The 11,665-nt window shown below is 52.8% G+C and carries 11 protein-coding genes; 7 read left to right on the top strand and 4 right to left on the bottom strand.

Annotated elements, in window-relative coordinates; genetic code table 11:
- Window positions 1–59 precede the first annotated feature (59 nt).
- The 4 genes from glnH to ybiO all read left to right on the top strand — a co-directional run bounded on the left by glnH (window position 60) and on the right by ybiO (window position 4,677).
- Window positions 60–806, top strand: coding sequence for a glutamine ABC transporter substrate-binding protein GlnH (gene glnH / locus FHD02_RS11500; RefSeq protein WP_061381903.1), 747 nt, complete (start codon window positions 60–62; stop codon window positions 804–806).
- 137 nt (window positions 807–943) lie between these two features.
- A complete protein-coding gene (glnP, locus tag FHD02_RS11495; RefSeq protein WP_006685364.1) occupies window positions 944–1,603 on the top strand; it encodes a glutamine ABC transporter permease GlnP in 660 nt (219 codons plus the stop codon).
- The gene (glnQ, locus tag FHD02_RS11490; RefSeq protein ID WP_042309588.1) at window positions 1,600–2,322 is read left to right on the top strand and encodes a glutamine ABC transporter ATP-binding protein GlnQ; all 723 of its coding nucleotides are present in this window, start codon (window positions 1,600–1,602) and stop codon (window positions 2,320–2,322) included. Before glnP ends, glnQ begins: the two co-directional genes overlap by 4 nt.
- A gap of 117 nt (window positions 2,323–2,439) precedes the next feature.
- The gene (gene ybiO / locus FHD02_RS11485; protein ID WP_079224874.1) at window positions 2,440–4,677 is read left to right on the top strand and encodes a mechanosensitive channel protein; all 2,238 of its coding nucleotides are present in this window, start codon (window positions 2,440–2,442) and stop codon (window positions 4,675–4,677) included.
- Here the strand turns inward: ybiO and rlmF are convergent.
- Window positions 4,674–5,600 carry a 23S rRNA (adenine(1618)-N(6))-methyltransferase RlmF gene (gene rlmF / locus FHD02_RS11480; RefSeq protein ID WP_220393885.1) on the bottom strand — a complete coding sequence of 309 codons (927 nt, stop codon included), beginning with the start codon at window positions 5,598–5,600 and terminating at the stop codon, window positions 4,674–4,676. The genes ybiO and rlmF overlap by 4 nt on opposite strands.
- A gap of 211 nt (window positions 5,601–5,811) precedes the next feature.
- Between rlmF and mcbA the strand changes: the two genes are divergently transcribed.
- The 3 genes from mcbA (at window position 5,812) to ybiJ (ending at window position 7,044) form a co-directional block, all read left to right on the top strand.
- Window positions 5,812–6,072 carry a DUF1471 family periplasmic protein McbA gene (mcbA, locus tag FHD02_RS11475; RefSeq protein WP_006685368.1) on the top strand — a complete coding sequence of 87 codons (261 nt, stop codon included), beginning with the start codon at window positions 5,812–5,814 and terminating at the stop codon, window positions 6,070–6,072.
- Window positions 6,073–6,215: 143 nt separating this feature from the next.
- On the top strand, window positions 6,216–6,482 hold the full coding sequence (locus tag FHD02_RS11470; RefSeq protein ID WP_220393884.1) for a DksA/TraR family C4-type zinc finger protein: 267 nt from the start codon (window positions 6,216–6,218) through the stop codon (window positions 6,480–6,482).
- A gap of 301 nt (window positions 6,483–6,783) precedes the next feature.
- A complete protein-coding gene (ybiJ, locus tag FHD02_RS11465) occupies window positions 6,784–7,044 on the top strand; it encodes a DUF1471 family protein YbiJ (protein WP_006685371.1) in 261 nt (86 codons plus the stop codon).
- A gap of 97 nt (window positions 7,045–7,141) precedes the next feature.
- On the opposite strand, the gene FHD02_RS11460 is transcribed toward ybiJ, so the two are convergent.
- The 3 genes from FHD02_RS11460 to dinG form a co-directional block, all read right to left on the bottom strand.
- On the bottom strand, window positions 7,142–8,227 hold the full coding sequence (locus tag FHD02_RS11460; RefSeq protein ID WP_137361537.1) for a malate/lactate/ureidoglycolate dehydrogenase: 1,086 nt from the start codon (window positions 8,225–8,227) through the stop codon (window positions 7,142–7,144).
- A gap of 160 nt (window positions 8,228–8,387) precedes the next feature.
- Window positions 8,388–9,356: a DNA-binding protein YbiB gene (ybiB, locus tag FHD02_RS11455; RefSeq protein ID WP_220393883.1), complete on the bottom strand. Its 969-nt coding sequence runs from the start codon at window positions 9,354–9,356 to the stop codon at window positions 8,388–8,390.
- Window positions 9,357–9,384: 28 nt separating this feature from the next.
- Window positions 9,385–11,535 (bottom strand): ATP-dependent DNA helicase DinG, encoded by a 2,151-nt coding sequence (gene dinG / locus FHD02_RS11450; protein ID WP_047025523.1) that lies wholly within the window; start codon window positions 11,533–11,535, stop codon window positions 9,385–9,387.
- Window positions 11,536–11,665 lie beyond the last annotated feature (130 nt).

Below are 11,665 nucleotides of genomic sequence, written 5' to 3'. Positions count from 1 at the left end.
TTTTCATTAAGCCATATGTTCTCGCAGGGGATCACCCCGTGGATATAAAAGGAAATCCTATGAAGTCTGTATTAAAAGTTTCACTGGCTGCACTTACCCTGGCTTTTGCGGTGTCCTCCCATGCCGCAGATAAGAAACTGGTTGTCGCAACTGACACCGCGTTTGTACCGTTCGAATTCAAACAGGGTGACAAATACGTTGGATTTGATGTGGATCTGTGGGCTGCCGTCGCCAAAGAATTGAAGCTGGATTATGAACTGAAACCAATGGATTTCAGCGGCATCATCCCGGCTCTGCAAACCAAAAACGTCGACCTGGCACTGGCGGGTATCACCATCACCGACGAGCGTAAAAAAGCGATCGACTTCTCTGACGGCTACTACAAAAGCGGTCTGTTAGTGATGGTCAAAGCGAATAATAACGACGTTAAAAGCGTGAAAGACCTGGATGGTAAAGTTGTTGCTGTGAAGAGCGGCACCGGTTCCGTTGATTACGCAAAAGCTAACATCAAAACCAAAGACCTGCGTCAGTTCCCGAATATCGATAACGCCTATATGGAACTGGGCACCAACCGCGCAGACGCCGTGCTGCATGACACGCCAAACATTCTTTATTTCATCAAAACCGCGGGTAACGGCCAGTTCAAAGCCGTAGGTGACTCGCTGGAAGCTCAACAATACGGTATCGCCTTCCCGAAAGGCAGCGATGACCTGCGTGAGAAAGTGAACGGCGCGCTGAAAACGCTGAAAGAGAACGGCACATATAACGAGATCTACAAAAAATGGTTCGGTACTGAACCTAAATAATAACTGGCAGTGATGCCCGGTGGCGCGATGCATACCGGGCCTTTCCCAGTATTTTTGAGACCTGTAAACCGGATAAGCACAGCGCATCTGGCAAAACGGGCATTTGAATCTTTACACCACGGTAACAGGAACGACATATGCAGTTTGACTGGAGTGCCATCTGGCCCGCCATCCCGCTTTTGATTGAAGGCGCCAAAATGACCTTATGGATCTCGATCCTTGGTCTGGCTGGCGGTCTGGTAATCGGGCTTGCAGCAGGGTTTGCACGTACTTTCGGCGGTTGGATAGCCAACCACGTAGCGCTGGTGTTTATCGAAGTCATTCGTGGCACACCAATCGTTGTGCAAGTGATGTTTATCTACTTCGCCCTGCCAATGGCGTTTAACGATTTACGTATTGACCCCTTTAGCGCCGCCGTTGTCACCATCATGATCAACTCCGGTGCCTATATTGCGGAAATCACCCGCGGTGCGGTGCTCTCAATCCATAAAGGATTCAGCGAAGCCGGACTGGCGCTTGGGCTTTCACGCACTGAGACCATCCGTCACGTTATTTTGCCTCTCGCACTTCGTCGTATGCTGCCGCCGCTGGGCAACCAGTGGATCATCAGCATTAAAGATACCTCGCTCTTTATCGTCATTGGCGTCGCTGAACTGACCCGTCAGGGGCAGGAAATCATTGCCGGTAACTTCCGCGCACTGGAAATCTGGAGCGCCGTTGCGGTGTTCTATCTGATCATTACCCTGGTGCTGAGCTTCATTCTGCGTCGTCTGGAAAGAAGGATGAAAATCCTGTGATTGAATTTAAAAACGTTTCTAAGCACTTTGGCCCTACCCAGGTGCTGCACAATATTGATCTGAACATTAAGCAGGGCGAAGTTGTGGTCATCATCGGGCCGTCCGGTTCCGGTAAATCTACTCTGCTGCGCTGCATTAACAAGCTGGAAGAGATAACCTCTGGTGATCTGATCGTCGACGGTCTGAAAGTCAACGATCCCAAGGTCGATGAGCGGTTAATTCGCCAGGAAGCCGGGATGGTATTTCAGCAGTTCTACCTGTTCCCCCACCTGACGGCGCTGGAAAACGTCATGTTTGGACCGCAGCGCGTACGCGGGGCGAATAAAGAACAGGCAGAGAAGCTGGCGAAAGAATTACTGGCGAAGGTCGGCCTGGCCGAGCGTGCGCATCACTACCCTTCTGAACTTTCCGGCGGTCAACAACAGCGTGTGGCTATCGCCCGTGCACTGGCAGTGAAGCCGAAAATGATGCTGTTTGATGAACCAACCTCAGCGCTTGACCCTGAACTGCGCCACGAAGTTCTGAAAGTCATGCAGGATCTGGCGGAAGAAGGGATGACCATGGTGATTGTGACCCACGAGATCGGCTTTGCCGAAAAAGTGGCCTCACGTCTGATTTTCATTGATAAGGGACGCATTGCCGAAGACGGTAATCCGCAAGCCCTGATTGAAAATCCTCCCAGCCAGCGTTTACAGGAATTCTTGCAGCACGTCTCCTGATGCATTGACCTCCCTTCGCCCGAAGGGAGGTTTTCACCAGAATCCTCTCATTTCAATTCTCTTACGCTCTGGCATCTATACTTATCCTTTTGAATTTATTTTCTCATGGGAGGAGTCATGCGCTGGATCCTGTTGGTCTTCTTTTGTCTGCTGAGCATACCGTCTCACGCGGTGACGATACCCGGTGTCACAACCTCGACTTCAGCCGACCCGCAAGCCACCCCCGCAAAAGAGCCTGATGTTGAGCAAAAGAAAGCCGCTTACGCCGCGCTGGCTGACGTACTGGACAATGAAGCATCGCGCCAGGAGTTGATTGGTCAATTGCGCAAAGTCGCGGCAACGCCTCCTCCCGAGCCCGTGCCGGTGATTGTCCCCCCTACGCTAACTGAAGAAAAAACGGTGTTGGAAAACGTGACAGATGTCAGTCGTCACTATAGTGAAGTTCTTTCCGACCGCTTTGCTCAGCTTTACCGCAACATCACCGACGCCCCGCATAAAACCTTTAACCCGCAAACCTTCACCAATGCCCTGACCCATTTTTTAATGCTGGCAGCGTCAGTGTTTGGGTTTTACTGGCTGATCCGCCTGTGCGCGCTGCCGCTGTATCGCAAAATGGGACAATGGGCGCGACGGAAAAACCGCGAACGCAGCAACTGGCTACAGCTTCCGGCAATGATCGTCGGCGCATTTATTATCGATTTATTACTGCTGGCGCTGACGTTGTTTATAGGGCAGATTCTGAGCGATCGAATGAACGCCGGGAGCCGCACCATCGCTTTCCAGCAAAGCCTGTTCCTCAATGCCTTTGCGTTGATTGAATTCTTCAAGGCGATTTTACGTCTGATATTTTGCCCGACGGTAGCGGAGCTACGCCCGTTTAACATTCAGGATGACGGCGCGCGCTACTGGAATCGCCGTTTGAGTTCATTAAGCAGCCTGATTGGTTACGGACTGATTGTTGCTGTTCCTATTATCTCAAATCAGGTCAACGTACAGGTCGGCGCAATGGCAAACGTCATCATCATGCTGTGTATCACGCTATGGGCGCTGTATCTTATTTTTAGAAATAAGAAAGAGATCACACAGCATTTGCTCAATCTGGCGGAAAGATCGTTAGCCTTTTTCAGCCTGTTTATCCGCGCCTTCGCGCTGGTATGGCATTGGCTGGCCAGCGCTTACTTCATTGTGCTGTTTTTCTTCTCGCTGTTTGACCCTGGCAACAGTCTGAAATTCATGATGGGCGCAACGTTACGCAGCCTGGTGATTATCGGCATTGCCGCCTTTGTTTCCGGCATGCTTTCGCGTTGGATAGCCAAAACGATTACCCTGTCGCCACATACCCAGCGTAGCTACCCGGAATTACAAAAACGGTTGAATGGCTGGCTGTCGACGGCGTTAAGCGTGGCCCGGATCCTGACGGTGTGCGTCGCGGTGATGCTGCTGCTCAATGCCTGGGGATTGTTCGACTTCTGGAACTGGCTGCATTACGGCGCCGGAGAAAAAACGGTGGATATCCTGATTCGTATCGCGCTGATTCTTTTCTTCTCCGCCATTGGCTGGACGATCCTTGCCAGCCTGATTGAAAATCGTCTGGCTTCCGATATTCACGGTCGCCCGTTGCCCAGCGCCCGTACCCGCACGCTGTTAACGCTGTTCCGCAATGCGCTGGCGGTGATTATCAGCACCATCACCATCATGATTGTGCTGTCCGAAATTGGCGTCAATATCGCCCCCTTGCTGGCCGGGGCCGGGGCGCTGGGGCTGGCGATCTCTTTCGGCTCGCAAACGCTGGTAAAAGACATTATCACCGGGATCTTCATTCAGTTCGAAAATGGTATGAACACCGGGGATTTAGTCACTATCGGTCCACTCACCGGTACGGTTGAAAGGATGTCCATTCGTTCTGTGGGGGTGCGTCAGGATACCGGGGCGTACCATATCATTCCCTGGTCATCGATAACCACCTTCGCCAACTTTGTGCGTGGCATTGGCTCGGTCGTCGCCAATTACGATGTCGATCGTCATGAGGATGCGGATAAAGCCAATCAGGCGTTGAAAGACGCTGTCGCTGAGCTGATGGAAAAGGACGACATTCGCGGGCTTATTATCGGCGAGCCGTCGTTTGCCGGGATCGTCGGGTTAACCAATACGGCTTTCACGCTACGGGTCTCATTTACGACCCTGCCGCTGAAACAGTGGACCGTGCGTTTCGCGCTCGACAGCCAGGTGAAGAAACATTTCGATCTGGCCAACGTACGCGCCCCGGTACAGACGTATCAGGTCTTGCCTGCACCGGTGAATGGCCCTCCGTCGGCGGCAAGCGATCAACTGCCGCCAGGGGAGCCAACGCTTTAGCGTTTACGCGCCATAAAACGACGACGCTGATCGTTATCCATAAAGGTCCAGGCAATAAAGCGGCTCTGCTTTTGCCCCTGGGCCATCTCTTTTTTAACCACTTTCACCGCGCCCGCATCCGTTAATGCATGATACAGCGGAGGTAAATTCTCACCGCGCGAAACCAGCGTGGTAAACCACATCACCTGCCGACCAAAGGCCTGGCTTTCGGCGATCATTTTCTTGATGAACGCCACTTCGCCGCCTTCACACCACAGCTCCTGCTGCTGTCCGCCAAAGTTCAGCGTATCATCTTTGTCCTGACCCAGATTACGACGCTTACGTTCGCTTCCGGCACGCGCAGAGGCCGCAGAATCATGGAATGGCGGGTTACATACAGTGGCTTCATACTGCTCGTTTTTATGAATGATACCGTTGAAGATTGACGCAGCATCTTTTTGTCGGCGCAAACGAATTGCGCGAGTTAACCCCGGATTGGCGTTAACGATCGCCTGAGCGCTGTTAAACGCTTCGCTACTGGTTTCGCTGCCGGTGAATCGCCAGCCATATTCATACACGCCAATCAGCGGATAAATACAGTTGGCCCCTACTCCCACGTCCAGTACGCTCGCATTTGTCGGAATGGTTCCTGTCGTTTCACCTAACAGGTCGGCCAGATGGTGAATGTAGTCCGCACGACCAGGAACTGGCGGGCACAGAAAACCGTCTGGAATATCCCAGTTTTTCACCGCATAAAAATGCGCCAGCAGTGCTTTATTGAGCGCCTTCACTGCCTGCGGATTGGCGAAGTTAACGCTCTGCTCGCCGCCGGGCGTGAGGATGAGAAATTGCGTCAACTCGGGGGTAACCTGGCATAAAGTCGCAAGATCATAACGGCCATTGTGGCGGTTGCGTGGGTGTAATCCCGGTTTCTGGGGGGACATAGCATTCTCCTTTTAACAGCGGCGTAAGATACCCGCATAACGCCACGCGGTAAACACACTCATCAAGGAAATTTGATTCTTTATGCCTGTTTCACGCCGAATAAATCGTTCAAAAAATAGACGATTCATCATCAATTTTTTGCGGTAAATATCATCCGCAGGCGACCTAAACTTATCAGGCACCACCTGTTGTTTCTCAGAGGATATCACCATGAAGAAATGCCTCACATTACTTGCCGCTACCGTACTAACCGGTATGACGTTCGCGTCCTTTGCCGCACAGCCCAACACCAGCCCAGCAACCGGTCAGCTCCAGGCCTCCGGTACAGTATTCGCTACCGGAGCCTCTAACCTGAGCGATCTCGAAGACAAGCTGGCAGAGAAAGCAAAAGAGCAAGGCGCAAAAGGCTTTGTCGTTAACTCTGCGGGCGGTAAAAACCAGATGTACGGCAGCGCCACTATCTATAAGTAACCCACTTCACTCAGCCCAACTGCATTCGTCCCGAATGCAGTTTCCTGCACGAATGGTCTGAAATCTGATACCGCTGATGCGTGGTCGTTTTTCAGCCATCATATTCGCTATACTTATTCTGTAGACAATGACAGGAGGTACATATGGCATCCGGATGGGCAAATGACGACGCAGTTAACGAGCAGATCAACAATACTATTGAAGATGCTGTTGCTCGCGCCCGCGGTGAATTACCGACCGGGAAAAGTCTGTATGAATGCGAAGAATGCGGTAATCCTATCCCACAGGCCAGACGTGAGGCGGTACCGGGCGTACGCTTATGCGTCGCCTGCCAGCAGGATAAAGATTCACATAAATTAGCATTTTCAGGATATAATCGCAGAGGTTCGAAAGACAGCCAGCTACGTTGACTCATCTTTACCAAAAGTTTCAGCGCAGACGATTTCCTTTACGAGCACGCTTTTTCGCATGCTGTGTAGCAAAATGTGCCGTTGCCGCTTTCTCTGTAAAGCGCAATGACAAGAACTGTAAATCCCTCTTTCGAATTTATTAATATTCAATAAGTTATTTGCAATTCAATTTTTTTGATTGATGCCCTCAATTCTATTCGATTTTCTCTCGCATAAAAAAACGTGATACTTCTCACATCGACGAAACAACGTCTTCTAAACAGAACACTGACTAACAGAACAAACCTGCGAGAGATTAATCATGAAAAATATCAAATTTGCCGTTGCCGCCATCGCCCTTTCTACCCTGTCATTCGGCGTTTTCGCTGCCGAGCCGGTTTCCTCCACTCAGGCACAAAGCATGAATAAAATTGGTGTAGTTTCTGCAGATGGCGCCACCACGCTGGATGGTCTGGAAGCAAAACTGGCTGAGAAAGCCGCCGCTGCCGGCGCAACGGGCTACAACATCACCTCCGCTGTCGGCAACGACAAAATGAGCGGCACCGCGGTTATCTATAAATAACCGAAAGAATACCTGTACGACCCAATGCTCCAACCCTCATTGACCCTGTTTGTTACCCTTTGTTTGCCCGTCCGCCACTGGACGGGCTTTTTTTTGCCTACTGTTCCAACCGTTGACGAAACTCTCGTAACACGGTGTCGGACATCCCTATTTGCCGCGCCGCTTCGCAAATTGCCTGCCAGCTTCCGGCATCCAGCGGAATACCTTGTTCCAGCCGTTCCTCACGAGTATTCACCTCCCACTCCCCTGGCAACAGGATCGGAGCGTCATCGGCATGCGGGGACGCTTTTACCCACTCAGCAAATGCCGCGACCTGCTTATCGCAGTCCGGCGCGCCGAACAGTTCCGGGTTCATAATGATGGTAGTCATGCAGTTAATGATGGCGTCCGCACTGGTCTGCAGGCTCTCCTCATGTGTGGTTTTACCACCAGAAAGCGCGCCGCCCATAATTTCGCACATCGCCGCCAGCGCATAACCCTTGTGTTGAGCGAAGGTCAGCAACGACCCCAGCGGAGAGACCTGCATCACAGCAGGATCGGTGGTCGGCGCTCCCTCGGCATCAATCAGACATCCCGGGGCCACAGGTTCCCCCTTATGCCATGCCACACGGGTTTTGCCAAAGGCGATGGCGCTGGTTGCATAGTCCAGCAACAGCGGGAAGGTATCTTTACGCGGAAAAACGACGCAGAAAGGGTTGGTGCCAAAACGGCTATCGCGACCGTGGAACGGTGCGACCATCGGGATGCCCACCACATTCACAAAGTGCACCGAGACAAAACCTGCCGCCGCACATTGTTCCGCCCAGTAACCAATGCGTCCGATATGGTGCGAATTGTGTAACGCCACGGCGGCGATACCGTACTGGCGCGCTTTTTCAATCCCAAGCGTCATTGCCTCGTGCGCCGCCACCTGACCAAATGCGCAATCGCCATCAAGCGTAATCACCGCTCCCGTATCTTTTACCACTTTGGCATGACGGTTGATCTGCAGATGTCCCTGCGAGAAGGAGCGAATATAGCTTGGGATCATGCCGATACCGTGGGAGTCGTGCCCGGCGAGGTTAGAGGCAATCAGATGGTCGGCCACCAGCCGCGCTTCCTGCTCGTTACTCCCCATCTGGTGAAAAACGGCCTGAATGAAGGCGTGCAGCGTTGGCACATGGAAGCGATGTCCACTGTTCATTGTTATCTCCTGTTGTGTCGCGTGTTTGTTGTGTTTCTTATTTTTCAACAAACTATGCTGCGCCACGCCAGTCATGAGGTCAATAAACGTGCAGAAATTTCACGTTGTTGCAAAGAATGAACCGACAGGCCTGGAAATGCCCTGTCGGGGAAACAAGAAATTAGAAGCTTTGCCCGACGCGAGCCAGACCTTCAGCCAGCGAGGAAGATTCGCCGGTTGCGACCAGGCAGCAGGCCATCTGTATTTTCAACGAAGCCGGAACAGGCTCGCTACCGGCCAGACAACGTTCTATCCAGCGCGCGGTAGTTTCCGGATCTTTTGCCACCGGCAGCGGTACCGGTTCGTCAGGCATCTCACTCTGGCGGTCGTGCAATACGCGCACGCCGGAGGAATCGATCAGGCTTATCTGCGGGCAGCGCTGCGGGTTGGCATACACTTCGCCTTCTGTACCGTGCATCAACAGGCCGCGGCCGCCGATGTCGCCAAAGAATTTCGCCACGCGCGATACATATTCCGGATGTGACACGCTGGAAAGACGCAGCGCGGCATCGTCAGCAAACGGCGTGGCGAGTTTAGCCAGCGTATGCGCGCTGTTACGCACACCCATTCTCCAGCGCATCGCTAACTGTTTCTCCAGCGGAGGACACAGCGCGCTCACCGGGATAAACACCGGCTCATGACCATCGAGTTTTGCCTGCGCCTGCCCCGCATGCAGCGTTGGCGTAATACCCATCAGTTCGAAAATGGTTTCTGTCAGCACGCGGGTAGGATCTTCACTAACGCCGTGCACCACCACCGGGAAGCCCAGCTTGTGCAGTAAAATTGCCAGCAACGGGGTCAGATTCGCCTGCTTGCGTGCGCCATTATAGCTGGGAATAACAATGGGCATGGGTTTGGCTACCGGCGGGGTCAGGCGAAGGGTATGGTTCTGCATCGCTTCGTAAAAACCCAGCATCTCCGCTTCACCCTCGCCTTTAATACGTAGCGCAATCAATACGCCACCCATCTCAAGCTCCGGTACATCGCCGTTCAGCATATGGGTATACAGTCCGCGAGCAGTATCCTTATCCAGATCACGCGCGTGATTTTTCCCTCGCCCAATCTCTTTGATGATTTTGCGGTAATCCATCGATAACTCCTTGCTGTTGCTCACATCGTTAACGCCTGCGGCGGCGCGTGGGTTTCGCTTTTTCTTTTGGTTTTACTATAACGTCTGGCACAGCAGGTTGCTCTATCGGAAATATGGGTAACGCATTCAGTAAACGCTTGCCGTAGTTTTTGGTCAATAAACGCTTGTCATAAATAACCACTTCCCCCCAGCAGCCATGGCTACGGATGAGTCGCCCGACCTGCTGGATTAAATTAAACGATGCGGCCGGTAAACTCTGCACTTCAAAAGGATAACGATTCAGGCTTTTCAGCCACTCACCCTCGGTAATCACTACCGGGCTGTCGATTGGCGGAAAGGCAATTTTATGAATATGCACCTGGGTCAGCAGGTCGCCTTTCAAATCCAGACCTTCCGCAAAAGATTGCAGCCCCACCAGCACGCTACGCTCACCGTTTTGTACCCGTTTGCGGTGTAGTTCCACCAGACGATAGCGCGGCTGATCGCCCTGTACCAGCAACAGCAGACGTAGATCGGTGACGTGCTCAAGAAAACGCTGCATCGCCCGACCGCTGGCAAACAGCACCAGCATGCCCTGATGCTTTTTGCTTTCCAGTTGTTCGCGGAAATAGGCGGCCATTTCCGCGATATGCTGCTCTTCGTTCTCCATCAACGGTTCGTAGCGCATCTGCGGAATAACAATTTTGCCTTGCTCAACATGATTAAACGGAGAATCCAGTGCGACGAAGCGGTCACCGGCCTTTTCTTTCAGGCCGCTCATCTCCTGCAGACGCGAGAAGCTGTTGAGCGAGCGCAGCGTGGCGGAGGTAACGATAATATGTGGTACGCTGCGCCACAGCAGTCTTTCCAGTTGATCGCTCACGCGGATCCCCACGCAGTGGAACCAGACATGGATCTGCCCGTCACGCACTTCACGCGTCGCCCATTTACTCACCGGAGCGCCTGACGACTGCGCCAGCGAGGCCAGCCGCCACAGCTTGCTTTGCGCTTCGAACATACCCAGCGCCCGGTTCATCTGCAAAATAACCCGATGCAGACGCACAATATCGTGGGTGCCGGTTTTTTCGCTGAGATCGTTGAGGAACAGTTCCGCCAGACCGCGCAGCATTTCCGTGAGCTTCGCCAGGCGCTGACAAATCTCCATCACTTCCGCTGGCAATTCCCCCATCGCAAAACGGTGTTCTGCTTCCTGGGTGGCGGGCATATACAGATTAAGAATATTGTTGAGCGATGAAATCAGTTCATACAGTTCTTCGCAGTGGCCGTTCAGACGCTCGGCATTTGCCAACGGCGGCGTGGTTTTGGGGCGAAACTGCTCCAGGCAGGTTGCCACTAACTTACAAAACAGATCCAACTGTAGTCGATACCAGGGGGCGCTGATTTCCGCACTCATCTCCAGCGCATCGCGTGCAACGTCCGGCAAGTGGTGTCCTTCATCAAGTACCAGCAGCAGGTTTTTCGGCTCCGGCAAAACAGCTTCACTTTCCATAGCGGCCATCACCAGCGCATGGTTGGCAACCACCACTTCGGCTTCCTGAATCTCCCGGCGGGCGACAAAAAAAGGACATTCACGATAATAATGACAATTCCGATTCAGACAGCTGGCCTTATCGGTGCTCAGGCGTTGCCAGAGTCCGTCATCAATAGCGATATCCGTGTGATCGCGCAGCCCGTCCCATTTATAGGTGTCGAGGTCGCCTTTCAGCCTGGCACAGCGCTTTTGTTCTTCCTGGTTATTTGGCGTCAGGTCATCGTCGAGAAAAGCCAGCAGATCCTGCTGATTGGGTTCAGTACTGGCAAGCGCCGCTAAGTTACGCGGGCAGACATAGCGCCCACGACCGAACGCGGCGGTAAAACGCAGGTCAGGAATAATTTTGCGCAGTAACGGCAGATCTTTGCTGTAGATCTGATCCTGCAAAGCGACGTTGGCGGTACTAACCACCAGCGTTTTTTGTTCTTCACGGGCAATGGCGATTCCCGGAATTAAATAGGAGAGGGTTTTCCCCACCCCAGTCGGCGCTTCAATCGCCAGATGCCGCCCTTCTTCCCCGGAGAGCGTTTTCGCGACGTCAGCAATCATCTGCCGCTGCGGTGCCCGGGGGATAAAGTCGGGGATCTGTTCCTGAAGCGCCTTGTACCAGGCGGCGATTTGCGCTTTCAGCGCAGCCGTAAGTGCCATGAGAAAACCTGAAATACTGTATAAACAGCCACTATTGTGGCACATTTCAGGCGCTGGATGTACCTTTTTCCCTCATTCTGGAAAGCGCTTCGCAGCGCTGACTTAAATTGCCGGGAACCCTATACGGCCT

The organism is Citrobacter sp. EC_71, assembly GCF_019584005.1.
Taxonomy (GTDB): domain Bacteria; phylum Pseudomonadota; class Gammaproteobacteria; order Enterobacterales; family Enterobacteriaceae; genus Citrobacter; species Citrobacter werkmanii.
This window is presented reverse-complemented; position numbering and strand designations above follow the sequence as displayed.